The organism is uncultured Fibrobacter sp. (genome assembly GCF_946062555.1).
Lineage (GTDB): Bacteria > Fibrobacterota > Fibrobacteria > Fibrobacterales > Fibrobacteraceae > Fibrobacter.
Genome location: NZ_CAMGVQ010000011.1, coordinates 1 through 21,168, shown reverse-complemented (window position 1 = coordinate 21,168; position 21,168 = coordinate 1). Strand labels below are relative to the sequence as shown.

The 21,168-nt window shown below is 47.0% G+C and carries 17 protein-coding genes, 1 tRNA gene and 2 CRISPR repeat arrays; of the genes, 15 read left to right on the top strand and 3 right to left on the bottom strand.

The window, feature by feature from the left end; translation table 11 throughout:
• The first annotated feature begins 348 nt into the window (after positions 1–348).
• The 12 genes from cas1 (at position 349) to Q0P86_RS04785 (ending at position 16,343) form a co-directional block, all read left to right on the top strand.
• Entirely contained in the window at positions 349–1,380 is a 1,032-nt protein-coding gene (gene cas1, locus Q0P86_RS04840) for a CRISPR-associated endonuclease Cas1 (RefSeq protein ID WP_294112101.1), read from the top strand.
• Complete coding sequence (gene cas2 / locus Q0P86_RS04835) at positions 1,377–1,652, top strand: CRISPR-associated endonuclease Cas2 (protein WP_294112102.1); 276 nt, start codon at positions 1,377–1,379, stop codon at positions 1,650–1,652. Before cas1 ends, cas2 begins: the two co-directional genes overlap by 4 nt.
• Before the next feature lie 285 nt (positions 1,653–1,937).
• Positions 1,938–3,469: direct repeats of the CRISPR family, unit length 37 nt; unit sequence CCCTGAAAAGCATTACTCTCGCAAGAGAGATTAAGAC.
• A gap of 570 nt (positions 3,470–4,039) precedes the next feature.
• Positions 4,040–4,993: an Rpn family recombination-promoting nuclease/putative transposase gene (locus tag Q0P86_RS04830; RefSeq protein WP_294112103.1), complete on the top strand. Its 954-nt coding sequence runs from the start codon at positions 4,040–4,042 to the stop codon at positions 4,991–4,993.
• A gap of 350 nt (positions 4,994–5,343) precedes the next feature.
• A CRISPR array of direct repeats spans positions 5,344–5,684; the repeat unit is 37 nt; unit sequence CCCTGAAAAGCATTACTCTCGCAAGAGAGATTAAGAC.
• Positions 5,685–6,193: 509 nt separating this feature from the next.
• Positions 6,194–7,501 (top strand): TIGR02221 family CRISPR-associated protein, encoded by a 1,308-nt coding sequence (csx2, locus tag Q0P86_RS04825; RefSeq protein WP_290994468.1) that lies wholly within the window; start codon positions 6,194–6,196, stop codon positions 7,499–7,501.
• A complete protein-coding gene (locus Q0P86_RS04820) occupies positions 7,494–9,011 on the top strand; it encodes a CRISPR-associated protein (protein ID WP_294112104.1) in 1,518 nt (505 codons plus the stop codon). The genes csx2 and Q0P86_RS04820 overlap by 8 nt, the downstream gene beginning before the upstream one ends.
• Positions 9,012–9,022: 11 nt before the next feature.
• Positions 9,023–9,574, top strand: coding sequence for an RAMP superfamily CRISPR-associated protein (locus Q0P86_RS04815; RefSeq protein WP_290994464.1), 552 nt, complete (start codon positions 9,023–9,025; stop codon positions 9,572–9,574).
• A gap of 11 nt (positions 9,575–9,585) precedes the next feature.
• Positions 9,586–11,052 carry a hypothetical protein gene (locus Q0P86_RS04810; RefSeq protein WP_295037792.1) on the top strand — a complete coding sequence of 489 codons (1,467 nt, stop codon included), beginning with the start codon at positions 9,586–9,588 and terminating at the stop codon, positions 11,050–11,052.
• On the top strand, positions 11,052–12,458 hold the full coding sequence (locus tag Q0P86_RS04805) for an RAMP superfamily CRISPR-associated protein (RefSeq protein ID WP_290994460.1): 1,407 nt from the start codon (positions 11,052–11,054) through the stop codon (positions 12,456–12,458). The genes Q0P86_RS04810 and Q0P86_RS04805 overlap by 1 nt, the downstream gene beginning before the upstream one ends.
• Entirely contained in the window at positions 12,458–12,850 is a 393-nt protein-coding gene (locus tag Q0P86_RS04800) for a TIGR04423 family type III CRISPR-associated protein (RefSeq protein WP_290994457.1), read from the top strand. The genes Q0P86_RS04805 and Q0P86_RS04800 overlap by 1 nt, the downstream gene beginning before the upstream one ends.
• Positions 12,850–15,117, top strand: a complete 2,268-nt coding sequence (locus tag Q0P86_RS04795) for a TIGR03986 family CRISPR-associated RAMP protein (protein ID WP_295037789.1) — start codon at positions 12,850–12,852, stop codon at positions 15,115–15,117. The genes Q0P86_RS04800 and Q0P86_RS04795 overlap by 1 nt, the downstream gene beginning before the upstream one ends.
• A gap of 13 nt (positions 15,118–15,130) precedes the next feature.
• Positions 15,131–15,529: a CRISPR-associated protein Csx20 gene (gene csx20 / locus Q0P86_RS04790; RefSeq protein WP_294112109.1), complete on the top strand. Its 399-nt coding sequence runs from the start codon at positions 15,131–15,133 to the stop codon at positions 15,527–15,529.
• Between the two features lie 181 nt (positions 15,530–15,710).
• Positions 15,711–16,343 (top strand): fibrobacter succinogenes major paralogous domain-containing protein, encoded by a 633-nt coding sequence (locus Q0P86_RS04785; RefSeq protein ID WP_290994451.1) that lies wholly within the window; start codon positions 15,711–15,713, stop codon positions 16,341–16,343.
• 35 nt (positions 16,344–16,378) lie between these two features.
• Here the strand turns inward: Q0P86_RS04785 and Q0P86_RS04780 are convergent, their stop codons facing one another.
• Positions 16,379–17,419 carry a WYL domain-containing protein gene (locus tag Q0P86_RS04780; protein WP_295037786.1) on the bottom strand — a complete coding sequence of 347 codons (1,041 nt, stop codon included), beginning with the start codon at positions 17,417–17,419 and terminating at the stop codon, positions 16,379–16,381.
• Between the two features lie 260 nt (positions 17,420–17,679).
• Here Q0P86_RS04780 and Q0P86_RS04775 point away from each other — a divergent pair, with 260 nt between their 5' ends.
• The gene (locus tag Q0P86_RS04775) at positions 17,680–18,000 is read left to right on the top strand and encodes a hypothetical protein (RefSeq protein ID WP_294112111.1); all 321 of its coding nucleotides are present in this window, start codon (positions 17,680–17,682) and stop codon (positions 17,998–18,000) included.
• Between the two features lie 58 nt (positions 18,001–18,058).
• On the opposite strand, the gene Q0P86_RS04770 is transcribed toward Q0P86_RS04775, so the two are convergent.
• Together Q0P86_RS04770 and Q0P86_RS04765 are read right to left on the bottom strand one after the other, a co-directional pair.
• Positions 18,059–19,345: a replication-associated recombination protein A gene (locus Q0P86_RS04770; RefSeq protein ID WP_295037784.1), complete on the bottom strand. Its 1,287-nt coding sequence runs from the start codon at positions 19,343–19,345 to the stop codon at positions 18,059–18,061.
• A 119-nt stretch (positions 19,346–19,464) separates the two neighbouring features.
• Entirely contained in the window at positions 19,465–19,875 is a 411-nt protein-coding gene (locus Q0P86_RS04765) for a thioesterase family protein (protein ID WP_290994441.1), read from the bottom strand.
• A 237-nt stretch (positions 19,876–20,112) separates the two neighbouring features.
• On the opposite strand from Q0P86_RS04765, the gene Q0P86_RS04760 reads away from it, so the two are divergent.
• Together Q0P86_RS04760 and Q0P86_RS04755 are read left to right on the top strand one after the other, a co-directional pair.
• The gene (locus tag Q0P86_RS04760) at positions 20,113–20,862 is read left to right on the top strand and encodes a hypothetical protein (protein WP_295037782.1); all 750 of its coding nucleotides are present in this window, start codon (positions 20,113–20,115) and stop codon (positions 20,860–20,862) included.
• A 233-nt stretch (positions 20,863–21,095) separates the two neighbouring features.
• Positions 21,096–21,168 (top strand) — tRNA-Thr (locus Q0P86_RS04755).

The window sequence follows — 21,168 nt, the reverse complement described above, 5'->3', positions numbered from 1 at the left end:
ACGGAGGATACCTCAATGAGTCCGATTATCGCATCTGTCGACGAAACTGAAATCGAAATCCTTGCAAATCACTGCTAATCACCGAATATTATTTCAATCAAAAGCAATAAACCCTGGTATTAAAAACTGGGGCTTTTCACGTATCGTGACTTCTTTTGCAAGAGAGAATTTTTTTATCTTAGTTGACACTTTTGTTGTGCGTAGCGATATAGTATGTGTTGAGTGGCTCCGGTGAAAACCGGGGCCGTTCGTGTTTTTGGTGGTTGACATTTTTCCGAAACGAAAAGACATAAAGGTTGTAGGGGCGCAAAGCCCCGGACTCAACTCAAAAAATGGGGAATCTATGCTATGCATTTGTATGTAACCGAACAGGGAACCCGCCTGGGCAAAAACGGCGGGCATCTAGTGGTTCAGCGTGACGGCTGCACCATCGACGACATCCTGCTGTCGGAAGTGGATTCGCTTTCGCTCTTTGGTGCGGTCCACCCGACAACCGATGCGATGCTCGCGCTGCTTGACAAGGGGGCCGACATCGCTTTCCTGAGCAGCGGTGGACATTACAGGGGGCGCCTGATTTCTGCGGTCGGGAAAAATGTCACTCTGCGGCTCGGGCAATACGACGCCTACCGCGACAGGGAACGGGCTTTCGCGTTGGCCAAGGGCTGCGTGGTGCGAAAACTCGAAAACGGCCTGTGTGTTTTAGATGCCTACGCCAGGAGCAGACACAATCCCTTCCGCTTTGAAAATCGTAACGAATACATAAAAAATCTTGAAATGGCCCGTAACTTGCAAGGCGACGACCGCGATGCGCTCCGAGGGTACGAAGGGAATGGTGCTCGGATTTATTTCAAGAATTTTGCCCACTGCATTACATGCGGTTTGAATTTCCCGGGGCGCAAGTATCGTCCAAGTACAGACCCGATAAACGCTCTGCTTTCTTTTGGGTACACCCTGACGGCACGGTCGCTGGATTCGCTGCTGGAATCCTACGGCATGGATCCGATGGTCGGCTACCTGCACGAACCCGTGTACGGACGCAATTCACTTGCGCAGGACCTGCTGGAAGAATTCAGGCACCCCTTGGTGGACAGGCTCGTTCTCTTCTTGTTCAATAGGCGGATTTTGGCTGGAGCGGATTTCGAGACTCGAATGAACGAGGGTAATGACGGACAACTTTATCTTAAGCCCGACAAGTTGCGGGTGTTCTTGCGGCATTACGAAGAGTTCATGGAACGGCCGAACGGAATTTACGGTGACATGGCGAATCTGCCATGGCGGAGCGTCATGCGGTTCAGGGTGGAAGAGTTCCGCCGGGCTATACTTGACGGGAGCGAAATGCGGGAACTGGTGTGGACTCCCGATTACAGTGAGTCGGCATGAAGTATCTGGTCTCTTTTGATGTGTCGAGTAACAGACGTCGCCGCTCGGTGGTAAAGCTTTGCCTCTCTGTCGGGTTCAGGGTTCAGAAGTCGGTGTTCGAGTCTTTTATGGATGCTAGGCAGCTGGGTGACTTCGAGTTCGAGATGGAAAAGATTATCGATCCGGAAACGGATTCGGTGAGGATGTACCCGATCGACGCTCAGGCGGACACCGGAGTGCGGATTGTCGGGAACGGCAAACGGATCGAAAATCCCGCCTTCAAGGTGCTTTGAAGTGAACCGTTTTTGATTATTCGCGGGATTTTTCACGGCGAAAAGCCCTTTTTTGGCGAAAAATGGGTATATTTATGGTGTCCGGTACGCGTGGCTGGGCTGCCGCTTGACATTATTACGAACAACATTCGTGTTTCATTGCCGAAATTCGCTCAAAAACGCCAATTTCGGGTGCTTTTTAGGGGTTTGTAAAGAAAAATTAAAATTCCAATAAGTGCTTTTCTGTGCAGTTGTTTAAGACGGCGCGCTGGAGCCCTTTATTTATGCGGGTTCCAGAGGGGTACTCCCTGAAAAGCATTACTCTCGCAAGAGAGATTAAGACCGAGCTTATTATTACACGGCATCGTGGTATCCCCCGACCCTGAAAAGCATTACTCTCGCAAGAGAGATTAAGACTCAACATACCTTTATCGTTTACAGTCAACATATTATTATCCCCTGAAAAGCATTACTCTCGCAAGAGAGATTAAGACAGAACGCTACGGCTAACTTCGTCTTCGTTCTTTTCAAGCCCCTGAAAAGCATTACTCTCGCAAGAGAGATTAAGACAGAACGCTACGGCTAACTTCGTCTTCGTTCTTTTCAAGCCCCTGAAAAGCATTACTCTCGCAAGAGAGATTAAGACCCGCTGATTTCAAGACCGTTTTCGGTCTTACGGCCTTTCCCTGAAAAGCATTACTCTCGCAAGAGAGATTAAGACTTCAAGACTGTCTGCCCTCTTAAGGGCTTCGGAGAGCCCTGAAAAGCATTACTCTCGCAAGAGAGATTAAGACTGTAGTACGAAATGATGTAGCCATCCGTTGCTTTATCACCCTGAAAAGCATTACTCTCGCAAGAGAGATTAAGACCGAAACGGCTGTTCCAAAGTTCCTTCGGATACCTAGCCCTGAAAAGCATTACTCTCGCAAGAGAGATTAAGACAAATGGCTTCCCGCAGCCAAGAGATGAGACTCTTGAGCTCCCTGAAAAGCATTACTCTCGCAAGAGAGATTAAGACAAATGGCTTCCCGCAGCCAAGAGATGAGACTCTTGAGCTCCCTGAAAAGCATTACTCTCGCAAGAGAGATTAAGACCTTTTAACTACCTCCTTCCAACGTTCATCCTTAATGTAGCCCTGAAAAGCATTACTCTCGCAAGAGAGATTAAGACTTCCCAACTCGGACACAATTCATTGTCACTGAGGAACCCTGAAAAGCATTACTCTCGCAAGAGAGATTAAGACTCCATAAACCACCAGCAATTTGATGCATATCAACTTTACCCTGAAAAGCATTACTCTCGCAAGAGAGATTAAGACACGCTTAATAGAGGATTCATTCTCTGCAACGTTCTCCCTGAAAAGCATTACTCTCGCAAGAGAGATTAAGACTGACGTTGGAGGGGAGGTCTTCCTCGGTGCCGACGTTGCCCTGAAAAGCATTACTCTCGCAAGAGAGATTAAGACTAAGTGCAAGCAAATCTTCATCCGAAATCGTTTTCAAACCCTGAAAAGCATTACTCTCGCAAGAGAGATTAAGACTAAGATCCTTTTCAAAGATATCAGAGTACTTATCGCCCTGAAAAGCATTACTCTCGCAAGAGAGATTAAGACCGTCACGGATGGCTCGCCAATTCCCGTCGATCGCCTTCACCCTGAAAAGCATTACTCTCGCAAGAGAGATTAAGACACATCGGCAAGAAGCTTCACCTTCCCGCTATTTTGAAGCCCTGAAAAGCATTACTCTCGCAAGAGAGATTAAGACTGCATTAACGTTGATTTCCAATTTTCTACCTCTTATAACCCTGAAAAGCATTACTCTCGCAAGAGAGATTGCAGCCTACGGCTGCCAAATGGTCGGTTCGGTCATGCCGGAATGCAAGCATTCCGTCGCGACGCTCTCCTTATCCATTTGTAAGACTTGAAAAGCAAAACTCGAATGCATGTCATGCCGGACACCGTTCCGGCATCGCCAATTTCATCTAAAGTAAAAGACTCTCGCAAGAGAGATATTTTCAAAAAATTGGTTGACACTTTTGTTTGATTTGCTGATATAAATAGTGCCGGGCGCATGGGGCTCCCGGTTCAAACAAAGAGGTCGATTATGAAAAATGTTCATCAATCTATAGGCGTACTTCCATGGGGCAATCTGCCCGATCCGCCGATAGGCAAACGTGGCTAGAGTGTTTCTCGGCCACGGCCGTTTCGGTATTGTTTTGTGTCCCTCCAGGGTGGCTCCGGTGAAAACCGGGGCTTTTTTTAATTAACGGCAGTGGTGCATTGTTTTTACAAATCTTTTACAAAATAGCACTTGCCAAAAATTTCCCATATTCTACATTTCTGCTGCGGTTCGAAATAGTGCACCGAGACATCCAAAAGAATTTGGATGTTTTTTTAAATGGAGCACTATATGGAGAAAAAGAAAAGAAAGCGACTTCACGACCCCTTCTTCCGTTGGCTTTTCGCCGTAGTCAAACATCTTAGATTGCTGCTGGAGCTGTCGGGGAAGGTGAACGCGGAAGTCGGAAAATTCCTATCGATGGTGAATCTTGATACGCTCGTGCGGATTCCCGATTCGTATTCAAATGTCGATGATACGGGCGAAGCGGATCTGGCTTTCCGTGTAAATGTTGCGAGCGGTGCACCTGTTCTCGTAGGGATTTTGCTCGAGCACAAGTCTGGCCGTGATCCGAATGTATTCGAGCAGATTACGAAATATGCAAATTCGCTTATGAAAATGCGGGATAAGAATAGCGACTTAATGCGCTTGCCGACAATGGCCATCATCTTTTACAATGGCCATGAAAACTGGGATCCTCTCAAAGAGTTTAATGACGAGTATCCCGAATACTTTCGCGGATGGTCGTTGCCCTACCGTTGTACATTCGTGAATATGGCGGATATACCCGACCGGGAATGTCTCGCTTGCAAGTATGTCGAGGTGGGAATGGGAATTGCAGCGATGAAGTATGCGTTTAATGGAAAGAAACTGGTTGAGATTTTGCCTAGTTTCAAGGAATCCTTGGCGAAGCTTCCTCCTTACAGGGTGTCTTGTCTTCTGCATAAAATTAGTGTATATTTAGGAGAGTATGTCAACGAAGACATTCAAAAGGAGCTGGACATGGCGTTCGTTAGCGTAGGACAAAAGTACGGGTTCGTGAGTGCCGGCGACGTGTTCCGTAAAAAGCTCACTGACGCCCATAATGAAACCGAAAAGCAGCGCCAAAGGGCGGAAAAGGCGCGTGAAGTTGGACACGACGACGTTTTCGATGTTTTGCAGGATATGGGGATACCGTCTGAAAAAATTGAGGAAGCTCGGACGAGGCTGGCCTCACTCAATGATGGCGGAGCAAAAGTCAAGTAGAGCGTCAACGACCTGAAAAAAGAGATCCTCTACCCGTTTCAAAAAAATAAAGTATTTATAGACTTTTTGCCGAGAAAAGTTCTCGGTATTTTGAAATTTTCACGGTGAAATGCCCTTTTTCGGCGAAAAATGGGTATATTTATGGTGTCCGGTACGCGTGGCCGGGCTGCCGCTTGACATTATTACGAACAACATTCGTGTTTCATTGCCGAAATTCGCTCAAAAACGCCAATTTCGGGTGCTTTTTAGGGATTTGTAAAGAAAAATTAAAATTCCAATAAGTGTTTTTCTGTGCAGTTGTTTAAAACGGCGCGCTGGAGCCCTTTATTTATGCGGGTTCCAGAGGGGTACTCCTGAAAAGCATTACTCTCGCAAGAGAGATTAAGACTATCCATACTGATCGGAGCATTTTCAAAGAGGAAGTTGTCCCCTGAAAAGCATTACTCTCGCAAGAGAGATTAAGACATGGTCACGTACATCATTCAATTCATATTTAGTTACCACCCTGAAAAGCATTACTCTCGCAAGAGAGATTAAGACTTTATAAAGGTTGAGTTCTTCACCATTCATCTTTTTGCCCCTGAAAAGCATTACTCTCGCAAGAGAGATTAAGACGCCAGGTTTCTGCCGATGGTTACCCGATTACGGATTACCCCCTGAAAAGCATTACTCTCGCAAGAGAGATGGCAACCTAACGGTTGCCTGCTTGTCGGCTCGGAAATGGACAAACGAGTTTGTCCGCTTCGCTCGCCTTCGTGCGCAGTAAGACCAAGATATCATTCTGGAGCCGAAGGCGATAGAATCCATACTCTCGCAAGAGAGATTTTTTTTCAAAATTCTGGTTGACACTTTTGTTGTATTTGTTGATATAGTAAGTGTCGGGTGATGATTGAGCTCGGCAGGTACATATATCTCCGTTGTTTGGCGGCTCCGGTTAAATCGGGGCCGTTTTTTATTTTATGTGGTTGACATTCATCTTTTTCAAAGAGATATAAAGGTTGACGGGCGCATGGGGCGTTCGAAAAAAAGAGAGGTAAAATATGAAACACGATCAGCAAAGCGTTTGGACTCTTCCTTGGGGCGATATCCCTACTCCCCCGAACGTTTCCTGCTAAAAACAAGACGTTTTTCAAAAAATTTGTTTTTCTTGCTCATTTTAGCCAAAATAAGAGTATATTTTCCCTTGAAAATAGGAGAAATATGAGCAGAAGAATCTTTGTAAGTTTTCTTGGGATCGGTGGTAAGGATGGCTATACGCCTGCCATTTATAAATCATGGCGTAAGGATGGATGCGACTCCAAGAAAGAAACGCGTTTTGTGCAAAAGGCGATTGTCGAATTGTATCCCAAGACTGATCTGGACAAAATAGTCATTTTTGTAACCAAAGAATCGCGGGAAAAAAACGAGAAAGCTCTTTTGGAAGATCTTAAAGAATTGGGCGTAGAACCTGAAAAAATCGAGATGGAAGAGATTTCTGCAGATGTTTCAAATCTGTCCTTGACCTGGAAATGGTTTGAATCGCTCCAAAGCAAGTTCAACAATGGTGACTCTCTCGTTTTGGATGTCACTCACGGCTTCAGAATGGTGCCTGTCGTATTCTCGGCTGCAGTTGCATATTTGAAAAGGGTGAAAAATGTTCACCTTGAGTCGGTTTTGTATGGAGCATTTGAAATTTCTGGACATCCAATCGTTGAGCTAAAGGATTTCTACACCATAAGCGACTGGACCGAGGGCGTTGGGCGCTTGGTGGATACAGCGGATGCTTCTTTCTTGAGGAAAACGGCAGAGAAGGAGTCTAATGGTAGCTTTGCCGGCTTGAACAATAAGGAATTGTTGGACAGCATCGAAGATTTGACATCCGCATTCAGGAATGTCGAATTGCAGAATATTGAAAGTAAGGCGCGTAATTCCCTTGATTTGATCGAAAAATTCAAAAAGCAATCAGGTGGTGATTTAGAAAGACAAGTGCTTCAGATGATTGTGGACAAGTTCCAACCGTTAGTAAGTGAACCGCCTCTTGATGGCTCCTATTCGTTGGATTATCTGAAGCTTCAGCTTCGCCTCATTAAGATGTTTGCAGAATACAATTTGTACATGCAGGCGTTTACGGCCATGAATGAATGGCTGGGGTCACTTGGCGTGTTCCTTATGAAACGGGGGAACAAGTATAGGTTTACGTCGCGTGAGAGAGAAACTTCGGCTCGTCGCTACGCTGCGGTCTTTTTGAATATGTTGCAACATCCTGACGATTTTAAGGCTAAAAGCGAAGATGATGTAAACCTTAAAGCTTCGTTAGATGAAGCCTATAAGACGTTATTTGAAAAATATACGACTCTTGCAGAAATTAAGGAATTGTTGGATCAGTCAAAAAAAATCCGCAATGGGTTTAACCATGGCTGGACAGGGGTTCATCGCAAGGGTGCTCCCAAAGATTTAAAGGAAAAATTCAACAACGCGATGACGATATTGGAAAAAATTGTAGAAAAGATAGGAGACGACAATGGCTAAGTATTTGTACGGTGCTGCAGTGCAGGGCATCCAAGGCTTTATTTTTCAGACGAACAAGTTGCGGGATATTGTCGGTGCAAGCGAACTGGTGGAACGGATTTGTACCACCGACTTTGATGATTTTACGGAATCGCATAACGGGGCGAATGACCCAAGGTCTATTCTACGAGCAGCAGGTAATATCAAGTATTTGTTCGAAAGCGAAGATGCTTGTAAAAAGGCTGTGCTCAAGTTCCCTAAGAAGGTGGTCGAGAACGCTCCCGGCATAACGATTAGCCAGGCGGTTGTTCCTGTTGAAGATGGTACGGACATTGCAGACGCTATTGACAAATTGGAAGCCTCGCTCAGGGTGCAGCGCAACAGGCAGATGCGTCCTATCAATTTGGGGTTTACGGGCGTTCTCCGTTCTCGTTCTACGGGTTTCCCGGCTGTTGAAGTGCGTAAGAATAAAAACGGACAGGATGAGTTTCTTGACAAGGCTACTCAAAAAAAGCGTGATGCATCCGAAACGCAGGCGCTCTCCAAAAAAGCTTTTGGGTTTGATGTTCTCACAAAGCAGGTTGCTTTTGAAATTGACCAGATTACCGGCAAGAACGACTGGATTGCCGTAATTCATGCCGATGGAAATGGTCTTGGTCAGGTTGTGCAGAAAGTCGGCAAGAAAACGGACGAGTTCAAGGCGTTTTCCAAAGCGCTGGATGAAGCGACTGTCGGTGCTGCGGTCGATGCCTTCAATGCTCTTGTTGAACACGGGTATTTCGATGTACAGGACAAGTCAAAATTGATTCCGATTCGCCCGGTGGTGCTTGGTGGTGACGACTTTACAGTGATTTGCCGTGCTGAATTTGCTGTTGAGTATGTACAAAAGTTTTTGGAATCTTTTGAAAAACGCACTGGCGAAGGCGTTATTGCAGAACTGCTCAAAAAGAATGCCGTATTCGAAAACGGAAACAAGCTGACGGCTTGCGCAGGTATTGCGTTTGTCAAGTCCTCGTATCCGTTCTACTATGCCTATGATCTTGCGGAATCGCTATGTTCCCTGGCTAAAAAAGATGCCAAGAAACCGGAAAACCCGCGTTATTTGGCTCCTTCTTGCTTGATGTTCCACAAGGTACAGAGTAGCTTTGTTGAAAGCTTTGACAAAATTGTCGATAAAGAGCTGGCTGCATCGGGTTGTTCGTATGTATTTGGCCCTTATTATCTCGCTGAAACTCCGAATCGCTGGACGGTGAATAAGCTGATGGATGTGTGCGACTTGCTGGATGGCGAAGATGGTAACGCGTTAAAATCAAATGTCCGTCAGTGGCTTACGTTGCAGTCTCAAGATGCAGATATGGCAAAACAGAAGGCGAAGCGTCTCGTGAGCATTTTGGAAAATAGCGACTTGCGTTCTATTGCTGAAGAATTGGTGCAGAACGAAGTGCTGCGCGATGGTAAGAAGAGTTTCCCTGCGTACGATGTCTTGTCGTTGCATTCGGTCCGCTATCAAGAAACCAGGTCCGCAAAATAAGGAGTATTGACGTGAACATCAATTATACGATACAGTTTTTTTCGGGCTGGCATTGTGGCTCCGGACTTTCGGCAGGTGCCGATGTGGATACTTTGGTTGTCAAGGATGATGATGGCCTACCTTTTGTTCCTGGCAAAACGATTAAGGGCCTTTTGCGTGAGGCCGTTGAAGATTACGCAGCATTGACGAATGAAGTTTCTACTGAACGCATAGATGCTGTTTTCGGTTCGTTTGATTTAAAAGAGAAATTTTCACGAGGGGTTGCCTTTTTTGGCAATGCCACTTTGAGTAATGACGAAGTTAAAGCTATAAAGAGCGACAAATTGCAGCAGTTCTTGTACAAGAGACTTTCGGCTACGGCGATTGGCGAAAATGGTGTCGCAAAGGACCATAGCCTTCGTCGTATTGAAGTTGTTGTCCCGTGCAAGTTGCAGGGGAAAATTCTTGATGTCCCCGAGGACTTTGTTGAAGTCTTGAAAAAGAGTATGGGGCTTATCAAACGATTGGGTTCCTGGAGAAACCGTGGCCTTGGTCGTTGCACTTTTAAATGCGAGGGTTGCTAATAATGTCTACTTTGAAATTTAAATGCACCTTGCTGACCGATGTAATCCTCAACCAGCACGCTGCTACTGAGGGCAACCAGTCAACACTTGACTTTATTCCTGGAAACAACTTCCTTGGAATTGTGGCAGGGAATGTCTATGCGGAACATCGTGACCTTGCTTTGGATATTTTGCATAGCGGAAAAGTTCGTTTTGGCGATGCGCATCCGGCCTTGAATGGCGTGCGCTCGTTACGTGTACCGTCTTGTTTCTTTTATCCAAAGCTTGGCAGCTATAAGGAGGAATGCTATGTCCATCATGGTATCCCTAACCTTGCTAGCGATGACCTCAAGAAAAAGCATTTAAAACAGTGCCGTAACGGATTCCTCGCATTTAACGATTCTAAGAGCTCGTTTACGGATGTCGTTCCAGAAAAATTCTTTGCGATAAAGTCAGCGCACGACAGGGAGAAGTTCCGTTCCAAGGATAGCCAGATGTATGGCTACGAGTCATTACGAAAAGGCTTGGAACTGTTTTTCGAGGTGGAAGTAGATGACTCCTTGGCCACAGATGTCAAAGAACTTGTTAGCTCATTGCTTGTTGGGAAAAAACGCGTGGGCCGTTCCAAGACCGCTCAGTACGGCCTTGTTGAAATTGAAACGGTTGACTATGCTGAACCCGTTGTGGAAAAGCGCAACGATGATTACATAATTGTATATGCGGATGCCCGTCTTATCTTTTTCGATGAATACGGAATGCCTACGTTTACGCCAACGGCAGACCAGTTGGGTTGTGCAGGTGGAGAAATTGTGTGGGAAAAGTCGCAGGTGCGCACATTCCAGTATTCTCCGTGGAATTTCAAGCGCCAGTCTAGAGATATGGACCGTTGCGGTATTGAGAAGGGTTCTGTATTTGTAGTGCGCGGTGTGAAAGATTTTTCAGGCACATCATGTTATGTAGGAGAATTCAAAAACGAAGGTTTCGGAAAGGTAATTTACAATCCGAAATTCTTGAGTTACGATGGGCAGGGTGCTGCAAGTTATGCTTATGAAAAAGCCTCGGAACCAGAGGCTCTGAATCAGACTTTGAATGACTGGCAACCTGCTTGCGACAGCGTACTGTTGAGTTATTTAAAACGCGAACAACGAAAGTTTAACATTCAATCAATCATTTATGCTAGCGTAAACGAGTTTATTTCAAAGAAGTCGATTTACTGGACTGGCGAAGAATCGTTTGCAAGCCAATGGGGAACTATCCGCAGTATCGCTTCACGCCTTTCTCGCCGCACCGAGATTATTGGTGAACTGTTTGAGCCCGAAAAGGGTTACCTAGAGCATGGCGTCGCTACTAAAAAGTGGGATGAAAATTCGCGCAAGACACTTTTGAAGGATTTCCTTGATAGTACGGCAAAGCAGTATGGCTTCTCCGATATGGAATTCAAGTCGCTTGTTGTCAATTTGGCGTCCGAGATGGCTAAAAAGATTCAGGGAGGTGTATAATGAAAAGCTTTGCTAGAAGTAATAACTTCCGTTATTTGGCTCGTGTTGTTTTGCAGGCTGAAACGCCAGTGGTTATCGGGAGCGGAGATAAAGATTCCCTTACGGATTCCCTTGTGCAAAAAGATGTAAACGGACTTCCGTATATTCCGGCGTCGTCTGTGGCGGGATGCCTTCGCCATGCGTTTGCATCGAAGTTGGATGTCAAAGAATTGGAACGAGTTTTCGGTTATCAAAAGTCTGACGATGGTCAGGGCTCTCGTGTCATATTTACCGATGGCCGTTTGGTTGGCCCTAATGGCGTTGTTGATGGCATTCAAAATATCAATTTCGATACGGATGCTTTCTTTAGCCGGTTTGCCACGTTGCCCGTTCGCGATCATGTCCGTATTTCGCATCATGGTGCTGCTGAAAAAACGGGAAAGTTTGACGAAGAGATTGTGTTCAAGGGCTCACGTTTTTGCTTTGAGATTGAGTTAGTGGGCGAGTCCAATGATGCCCAGTATTTTGATACGCTGCTGGAACAGATGATGCATTCGGAATTCCGTATAGGAGCTGGTTCTCGTTCAGGCTTTGGCAAGGTTAAGATTGTCGAACTTAAAAAGATGACTCTCGATCTGACGAACGGTGAAAATTTGGAAAAATATATCGCCAAGTCATCGGATCTTTTTGATCCGACTGGTTTTTGGAAGGATGTTCCGAAGGAACGTAATCAGGTTTTGAATACGGATGGTTGGACTAGCTACAAGCTGGAGCTTACTCCACGTGACTTTTTCTTGTTCGCGGCGGGGTCTGGCGAAAACGATGCCGATATATGTGCCGTTCGTGCTTCTCAGATAGAGTGGAATGATGGTAAGCCCGTCTTTACGCCGAACTTGTTGTTGATTCCTGGAAGTTCTGTAAAAGGAGCCATTTCGCATCGTGTGGCTTACCGCTATAACAAGCGCATGGGAGTGACTCTTGAAACGCTGAAAGAAATTGCCGATGCAACGAACAAGGATATTTTCGATTTAGTCAAGGAATATACCGGCTGCAAAAATAAGGCTGTGCAGACTTTGTTCGGTTCTCAGGACAAGGATTATTCTTGCCGCGGTCGAGTTCTTGTATCGGACGTGATTCAGCAAAAGTCCAGTACTAAGATGCTTAACCATGTTTCTGTTGATCGCTTTACGGGCGGTGCCGTTGCAGGAGCACTTTTCTCTGAAAGGGTCTGGTCGAAGGAGTCTTCGGAGAAACCTTATGCATTGGAATTCTTGTTGGAACCAGGAGAGGTTGATGCAGATGTTCTTGGTGCGTTTGAAGATGCTCTCAAGGATATAGCCAAGGGTATGCTTCCCTTGGGTGGCGGCGTCAATCGCGGACATGGCATTTTTGAAGGCAAAGTTTATAAAAATGGCGAGGTATTGTAATGAGCAGGACGATAAATATTGAACAGTGCCAAGGCTATATCTGGAAAAGTGATGCGGACAAGCCGCAGGTCTTTAATGATTGCGCTTGCAATCTCGTGCTAGATGATTCTGCGAATCCCTTTGTTCTGGAGGCGATGCTTTATGACGCTCAGACGCAGGACTCCTATATGATCAAGTATGTAGATGGTCGTCATCTTGTTCAGGAGTATAATTTATTCAATAAGTTCGATGATGTTACTGAAATATCTGTTTTGCCGAACCGTATGGAGGGCATTCCTGAGCTTAAGCTGAAACAGTTTTGGAAAAAAACTCCTGATAAGTTGTGCAATGGTTTTGAAACATTAACTCCTGCTGAGATTGTTTTTGCAGGCTTTAAAAAGGTGGGCGAATAATGACGGTGAAAGCTCCTTTTAATTTTGTTCCTGTCTCTGACAAGGTTTATTTCCCGGAATGGGCTAGTTATATATCGCACGATATTCCTTTTGAAGACGGCGTAAGCGGACGCATCAAGGTGAAAATTACGGCGAGGTCTCCCATCTTTGTCCACAATGGCCATACTCAAGGGGATGCCGACGAAATGTCAGATGCTTATAAGCAGTTTTCAAATGTGGATGGCAAGTACTATATTCCGGGAACCTCCGTCAAGGGGGCTGTACGCAGCGTGCTTGAAATCATGAGCTTCGGAAAGATGACCACGCAAGAAACGCATAAGTATGCACATCGCGAATGGGATTATGACGGCAATAATGGATCTGTTTGTCTGTACCAGATAAAGGGTTCGAAATTAGGGTGCGGCTGGCTCAGGAAAAAATCCGATGGAACATACAGTGTTCAAAGCTGTGGCAAACCATGGCGTATCAGTTTCAAGGATTTGGACAAGTATCTTGGAAAAAATCTATTTGAACAAAATTTTTCAAAGGCAAATAAGAAATCTGCTGATTTGAATGTCGCTCAAAAAGATGCGAAAAAAGCCAATCGCCCCGAAGATGATCCTAAGTCGGCGATGTTTAAATACCGTTTTTTTGATGACTTGAAAAAGACTCGAGATGGTATACATTTTGCAAAGATTCCGTCTAAAGGTAAGCCTGATAAGCGGAAAGTTCGCATAGATGAAAATGGCGAAATGGTGGGAAGTATAGTCTTGACAGGACAACCGGATGTTTCTGGTTTTATCGATCGCAAACAGGGTGACGGTAAATTTTATGAGTTCGTTTTTCAGGACAAGCCCGAAAAGAACTACCCAATTTCTGAAGAGATGTTCAAGGATCTCGCCTACATTTACAAGGATAATCCTGAATGGGCGTACCATGCAAAGAATTTAGAGACCAAGGGTATTCCCGTCTTCTTTAGAGAAGAAGGTTTTGGTGATAGAGCGAAACTTGTGGATTGTGGTCTCGCCTATATGTATAAGCAACCATTTACAAAATCCCCTGCTGATTGGATTCCTTCTGCCCATAATTCTAATAATCACGATTTAGCCGAGAGTATTTTTGGCTATATCGCAAAAGAAAAGGATAATCCTTCTTTAAAAGGACGTGTTCAGTTCGGCCATGCCTTTAGCAAATCTACTACGGGCTGCAAGAAAGATGTTGAATTTGTTCTTGCTAATCCGAAGGCTTCGTATTATCCGCTTTACGCAATTGACGGAAGCTGGGATGATGCGAAATCTATTGCTGGGCGTAAACGATATGTTGTAAGAACTGGTGAATACGGAGTTGCGGATTCTGTTGGAACTGACAACATGAAGTCTATGGCGAATGTACTAAATGCCGGCGCCATATTCGAAGAAACTATTACCTTCCATAATCTTAAACATATTGAATTGGGAGCTTTGCTTTCTGCTTTGACATTCCATAATAATGCAAAGTGCCTACATTCCATTGGTCAAGGAAAACCTTTTGGCTGGGGTGCAACGTCGTTTGAAATTGAGGAGTTGGTTGTCGAAGGTGAACGCGAAAAAGATTGTCTCAAGTATATGGGCGAATTTGAAAACGCCATGGATGATTTTCTGGGGTCCGCTTGGGTTGATGATGCGGGTGTTAAGGAACTCTGTGCTATGGCGACGCCGATACCGACAGAGGCGAATAGTACTTTTGAGTATATGAAACTCGATAATGGTGGCGTGAACGAGTTTAACAAACAACCTGCTCGTTACGAGAATCTAGATCGTTTCAGGAAAATTGCTTCATTGAAAAAGTGGAACAATTGGCAGATGGCCGAACCAAAATCCATCGTGAATATGCCTAGCGACGAAAAAGAAAAAGTTCTTGCAGATATGGAAATGCGTATCCAGAAAAGCCTTGCCAAGGAAGCAGAGCGTGCTGCGGAACGAGCCGCTGTTGAACAGGAACGGCAAGCTGAAGAACAGAAGAAGGCTGCGAAAAAGGCAAGTATGGATCTTTCCTTCTTGAACGGAATCACGACCTTCAAGGAAGGAAAAAGTAGAATTGAAGGGAACTTTAAGCAACTTGATTTGATCCCGATAACGCCAGAAGTGCTTGATCTTGTTCCCGATGAAGCAAGACAGTGTATTGAAAACTTTGTTGTTCGTATGTTTGCTCGCCCAGAAAAAAAGTGGGGGAGTAAAAACAAGGATTTTGCAAAGGATGCGGCTATAGCTGAAGTCAAAAAATGGTTTGGTGCTGACTATAAGTGTTAGGGGATTTAACACCATGCCCCGCCTTTTCAACATTACGAACCACGCCATTACCGATGACCAACGGGCAGATGCAATTGTATCGCTCGGCATTGGTGATGTTGTCGATATGCCGCCCGATATCGCTCGTTGCTGGGGAACCGTGCCGCCGGAGCTCGACTCCGTTTGCGACTATGTTCAGCCAGCGGTTGACTGGCTTGCCTCTCAAGTAACAAAAGGCGATATTGTGTGGGTGCAGGGCGAATGGGGTGCGGTGCTCACTGTAGTCTTGTGGTGCCACGCTCATGGGCTGCGCTGTGTCTATGCCACGACTAAGCGCGAGGCGACTGAGGTTCATAGCGAAAACGGTGTGCAGATGACGCATGTATTTAGGCATGTGCGGTTCAGGGATTTTCCAAGTGTGCCTTCGGTATAGGTGATTTTGAAGCCCGTCGGAGTTACCCATAAAAATTTTTTCAGGTTCCAAATACCGGAACATTTATCACCTCTCTAAAGTTCCGAAAAATTTGCCCGAATAATAATTCGCGTCTGAAGCACCCTTTTTTACCTAGATTTGCCTTAAAGCAAAAGGTAAATCACTTAAAAAAGGAATGCTTATGTCCATTATGGTTATGGCCAAGAAAACCGCTCAGCCCCAGGCCGAGGGCGAAAAGACTGCAAAGAGAACCGCCGCCGAAATGGGAACATTCGTCGACACGCGCGACGGTACTGAATACAAGACCTGCAAAATCGGCAACCAGGTCTGGCTCGCTGAAAACCTGAAATTTGAGCTGGATTCAGACGACTGCGTCGCCTACGATGAGGATTATCAGTATTTTGACAAGTACGGTTATCTGTATAGCGAAAAAGGCTTGAAAGAGGCGATTCCCGAGGGTTGGCACTTGCCGAGCAAAAAGGAATGGGAAACGATGATCCGCTTTGCCAAAAAGGATTCCCGTTGCAAGGACGTTCTGAGCGTCATCGCCTCGGAAGAATGGATCGATTCGAGTTCCGACAAGTACGGCTTTTCGATGGTACCTGGCGGAAGGCGCGATGACAACGATGATTTTGAACTGATCGAATTTTCGGCTCATTTTTGGTGCGTCGAAAAAACGGTTGATCCAATAAGTCACGCGATTGGTCGCGAAAAATTCTATACGTGTGTGCGTTTCGAAGATGGTGTTGATGAAATTGACGACGAGGATTATCCGGCTTATGCGTCTGTCCGTCTGATCAAGGATGCGGAATAACGAAATCCATTTAACATTTTGTAGTATACAAAATGTTAAATGCCCTTATACACTCCCGCAGCCTTCTCGAACTGTTCCTTGAACCAGAGGCGCAGTTCTCGCGGGGCGAGGACCTCGGCGTCGTTCAGGAACTGCGGAAAGTATACCTTAGCGAGCTTTTCGGAGCACTCGAAGGTGTAGGTGCCGGAGCCGTTTACTTCTGCGCAATCCGGGCGGGCATTATTTCCCGCGGGCATTCTGTTGCTGATACAATTTGCGGTGGTCCCTGCGGACATCCTGTTGTTGCAACTCGTCTCGGTTGCGGTAACATCCACATCGGTTCTTTCTTTGGCAATCACTTTCGGGCGGTTGGTGGTGAGCTTGTTGTAGCGCTTGGCACCTTCTTCGGTGAGTTTCACTTTGACGCTTTGTCCGTAACACAGGAACGGGTCGAAGTGTTCGCGGAACACTTCCGCCTGGTGCGAGAGTTCAAAGTTTTCGCAGTGGAACGCCTTGCTTGCGGTATCGGGGGCGACTCCTCGGATGTGGCAGAGCCGTAGTGAATGGAATCGCTCGCCGGCAGCGGCACACTCTACTTTGTCATCGCACACCACCACGTATGCCCGCACCTGCGACGGCGAGAACGCCAAGAAGCAGGGCGAAACGCACTTTCGTTCTCCGCGGTAGGTGAGCGAAACGTTGGTGCGAGCCTTCGCGGCGGCATTCAGCTTGTCCAGTTCATCGCGGAATATAAAGCATTCCCGCTTGCCGCGGGGCATGTTCACGTAGCATTCAAAGTAGTAGCGGCAGAGGGTCGCGATTTTGGTGCCCGCGTTCTTGGCGAAGGAATTCGCGAAGTTCGCAAAGCTTTCGCCTGCCTGGTTCAGCGAGAACTGCAACGGCGGCACATTTTTGTACAAAGTATCGTCGGCGCCGATTCTGGTCGGGTCGGGCGGCGCAAATTCCGCATAGCGGGCGAGTATCCTGTTGCACAGGTCGCTCAGGCTCTTGAGTCCGTAATCTTCGGCATCGAGTTCCATTTGCGAACGCAGCAGGTGCGATACGGCGACTTTTATTTTCTGCGATACATTGATCATGTCATAAAGATACATTTCAAAACGCACAAAGGGAACCCCAGCGCCTCAAAAACGGAAGTTCCAGAAAACGGGCCGTTTATCTTGTAATATTGCGAAATTTCGTTGTTTTCGCTAGTCCACGAATCCATAAAAGTTCCGGCCTGTAGAACAAAAAAATAATGCCTGTTTGAGCAATCGCCATCCGAGGCTAAATTAGTAGGGAATCCCGCCTTGCTTCGACAACGCTCAGCACAGGTTGCGGGAATGACAAGGAGGCCGTTATGGCAAAGAAAGAAGAAATCGAATTTGAAACCGAAGAATCGTCGAGCATTCTCGACGACATCTACGACATCGCCCATGACATTTTCCCCGATGCGACCGAAAGGTTCCACAGGAAGGTGGGCGACCTGCTGGAAGGCGCCGCAAACTACATTGAAAACATCACGCCCTCGTGGGAGGCGGGCTGCGACCGCATCTTCAACAAGGTAATGAACTTTTTGGATGGTGCCGAGGAAAAGAGCCTGAAAGCAATCGACAAGGTGCAGCACAGTCCTATCGGGGCGGCGATCGACCAGATATACGAACGCAATCATCGCGACTAAGCGCTGCGTTTCATACTGCTGGTTTCCCTGAACTTGTTTCAGGACCAGCGTCGGCATGTTACTTCTGATTCTTTTCCCGCTTGATCTGCTTTAATTGCGCAAGCCTTTCGCCGAGTTGCTTTTCCTTGCCGTAGGGCTTGGGCTCATAGATTTCGACGCCTTCGAGCTGCTTGGGCAAATGTTCCTGGGCGGAGTAGGCGCCGGGGCTGTCGTGATCGTACTGGTAGTCGATTCCGTAGCCCAATTTTTCGCCGACCTTCGTGACCGAATTGCGGAAGGCGCGTGGTACAGGGAGCGTGCCCGTCTGCTTCACGATGGAATCGGCTTTCATTCCGGCGAGTTCCACGCTGTTGCTCTTGGGCGCAAGCGAAAGGTAAATGGCGAGTTCGTCGAGGGCGATGAGTCCTTCGGGGATTCCCATAAAATCGTAGGCCTCTCGTGCCGAAGTGGCGAGCAGTAATGCGTTCGGGTCGGCAAGGCCGATGTCTTCCATGCTCATGCGCATGAGTCTGCGCAGAATGAATCGCGGGTCTTCGCCGCCTTGCAGCATGCGGTGCAGCCAATAGAGGGCCGCGTCGGGGTCTGAGCCGCGAACGGATTTATGCAAAGCGGAAATTAAATTGTAATGTTCTTCGCCGCCCTTGTCGTAGCGCAGGGGCTTCTTGTACTGGAATTCTTCGAGGAGTTTTTCGTCGATGACTTTCTTGTCGCCCAGATTCTTGCCGATCCATTCAATCTGATTCAGCAGGAATCGTGCGTCACCATCGGATTGCGCGATTAACTTGTCTACAACAGCTTCTTCGACTTCTACATCTTTAAGTTGCAAACCGCGAGGGTGGTCGCGGAGCGCGCTAAAAATCAGCGTGCGCAAGTCGTCTTTGCTTAAGGGCGCAAATAAAATCAGCTGGCAACGGCTGAGCAAGGCGCTGTTGACCTCGAACCCCGGGTTCTCGGTGGTGGCGCCTATGAGCGTCACCGTGCCGTCCTCGACGGCACCCAACAGCGCATCCTGCTGCCCCTTGTTAAAGCGGTGGATTTCGTCGATAAAGAGGATTGTGTCCTTGAACATCGCCTTCATCTTGCGGGCATCCGCTAGGACTTCCTTGACTTCTTTCACGCCGCTTGCTACCGCCGAAAGTGCCACGAATGCCTTCTTGGTGTGCTGGCGAATCACATGGGCGAGGCTCGTCTTTCCGCAGCCCGGCGGGCCCCAGAAAATCATGCTCGGCACGCTGTCGTTTTCGAGACTCTTGCGCAACAGGCTCTGCTCGCCCAGAATCTTGTTCTGGCCTAAGAACTCATCGAGGTTCCTGGGGCGTAATCTTTCGGCGAGCGGCTGGTCCATAAGTCAAAATCTCTTTTTATTATGCGCAAATGTACACTATTTGAATGGCTCTGTCAAGCTAAATCTTTTAGAATCTTCAGCTTCAAAATGAGGAAATCCGCATAAGATCGTTAAGATTTTTATTCGGTCACGAATTCGAGCTTGTGAAATCCACTCGGTAGTTCGCGGGTGGGGCGACCGCCCTTGGTCATGCAGTGGAGCGTTGAACCCGTGGTGCAGAGCGTCCCGTTCACGTAAGCCTTGTATTCGAAACGGAACTTGAGGCTCCCTTCGCGGACCATGGTCGTCTCGATATCCACGAATTCCCCGTAGTGGGTAGGTTGTCTGTAGCGCACGGAGAGTTCCAGAACTGGAGCGGCAAAGCCCTCGGCTTCCATTTCGGCGTAACCTGCGCCTACGGCGCGGAAAAACTCGGTGCGGGCCTGTTCAAACCATACGGGATAAACGGCGTGGTGGACGATTCCCATCTGGTCGGTTTCTGCGTAGCGGACGTCAATCCGCGCGGTGTGCTTGAATGTGCAAATTTCCATGGCCTAAATATATAAAAAAGGGGCGAAACTTCGCTGCGAACCTTGTTTTTTTGATTCAGTTTATTACATTTCTCATACAAATTGCCTGAAAAAGGAGAACAAATGAAAAACACCCTCAAGTATATGTCTGCGTTTGCTGTTGCAGTGGCTCTCGTCGCTTGCGATTCTTCGACCTCGTCGGACGGCGGTTCCCCGTAAGGTGCAACAAAGTACAGCGTCCCTGTAAAACAGGGGAACGTGACGGGGCGTTGCGATGTCTATGCGACGTCCTCGTCGGTGACTAAGATTGCCAGCGCGGAAGCGTTCGGCTCGACGATTAGAGTGGAAGAATCGGGAACCTGGAATGCAGACGGGTCTTATCGTGTCTTGGTAGACGAACGCATGTCGGGGCTGTTCTTGATGGAGGTTGACGATGCGTGCGAATGTATGAAGGACAGGTTCGGTGCCGACTATGTCGTGTGTTCCGAAGACCGCGTCAGTGTGGATCGCAGTATTTCGAAAGACGCTGCGCGTCCTCTGGATGATGAGTTGATTCAGGAAATAGTCGAGGGTCTGAAGAAAAGCTGCGATGATTTCCGCGAAGAAATGCAGAAAGTGGCTGATAAGTTTAGTGCAACCCCGGGGGATGTTTCCGCGGAGTGGGCGGTTTCTTGCGATGTCGATGTCGCGGGAAATATCGTGACCCAGAAAGTCGTCTTCCCGAGTAGGACGGCGACTGTCGTGGGCGAGTACAGGGGCGATTACCTCACTATCACGGAATCCTATACCGGTGTTGACGCGGCGACCCTGCAGGCTGTATGCGATACCTACAAGTCTGATGCGGAACAGATGGATGTCGTTTGCGACGGTGCGGCGATTACCTCGACGCAGCTTACGGAAGGTGCTCCGCTGGAATCGATTGTTTCTTTCTATAGGGACGGCGTGTGCCCGGCCTTCTTGAGTGGAAACCTCACTCTTGGGGAAATGTGGTTCGATGATTTCGAATAATACCAGATAGGGAAGTTTTATTAGTATCGAGGCCTTCTCCGGTAGGGAGAGGGCCTTTTTTAGGAACTTTAAACTTTATCAACAATCTATAAACACTCTTTTGTGTATTGTGTGTACATAAAATTTGAAAAATTTGATTTTTTTTTGAAAAAAATGCGGTTTTTCGTTGACAAGACGGGGGAAATCTTATTAAATTTGGCTCACTCCTATCTACAGTAATGAAAATAGGATACGCCAAAGTAGCTCAGCTGGTAGAGCAGCTGATTTGTAATCAGCCGGTCGTAGGTTCGATTCCTATCTTTGGCT

Coding starts and splice junctions, on each gene's coding strand:
- cas1 (WP_294112101.1), top strand. CDS start 349: ATGCATTTGTATGTAACCGAACAGGGAACCCGCCTGGGCAAAAACGGC.
- cas2 (WP_294112102.1), top strand. CDS start 1,377: ATGAAGTATCTGGTCTCTTTTGATGTGTCGAGTAACAGACGTCGCCGC.
- Q0P86_RS04830 (WP_294112103.1), top strand. CDS start 4,040: ATGGAGAAAAAGAAAAGAAAGCGACTTCACGACCCCTTCTTCCGTTGG.
- csx2 (WP_290994468.1), top strand. CDS start 6,194: ATGAGCAGAAGAATCTTTGTAAGTTTTCTTGGGATCGGTGGTAAGGAT.
- Q0P86_RS04820 (WP_294112104.1), top strand. CDS start 7,494: ATGGCTAAGTATTTGTACGGTGCTGCAGTGCAGGGCATCCAAGGCTTT.
- Q0P86_RS04805 (WP_290994460.1), top strand. CDS start 11,052: ATGAAAAGCTTTGCTAGAAGTAATAACTTCCGTTATTTGGCTCGTGTT.
- Q0P86_RS04800 (WP_290994457.1), top strand. CDS start 12,458: ATGAGCAGGACGATAAATATTGAACAGTGCCAAGGCTATATCTGGAAA.
- Q0P86_RS04795 (WP_295037789.1), top strand. CDS start 12,850: ATGACGGTGAAAGCTCCTTTTAATTTTGTTCCTGTCTCTGACAAGGTT.
- csx20 (WP_294112109.1), top strand. CDS start 15,131: ATGCCCCGCCTTTTCAACATTACGAACCACGCCATTACCGATGACCAA.
- Q0P86_RS04785 (WP_290994451.1), top strand. CDS start 15,711: ATGTCCATTATGGTTATGGCCAAGAAAACCGCTCAGCCCCAGGCCGAG.
- Q0P86_RS04780 (WP_295037786.1), bottom strand. CDS start 17,419: ATGATCAATGTATCGCAGAAAATAAAAGTCGCCGTATCGCACCTGCTG.
- Q0P86_RS04775 (WP_294112111.1), top strand. CDS start 17,680: ATGGCAAAGAAAGAAGAAATCGAATTTGAAACCGAAGAATCGTCGAGC.
- Q0P86_RS04770 (WP_295037784.1), bottom strand. CDS start 19,345: ATGGACCAGCCGCTCGCCGAAAGATTACGCCCCAGGAACCTCGATGAG.
- Q0P86_RS04765 (WP_290994441.1), bottom strand. CDS start 19,875: ATGGAAATTTGCACATTCAAGCACACCGCGCGGATTGACGTCCGCTAC.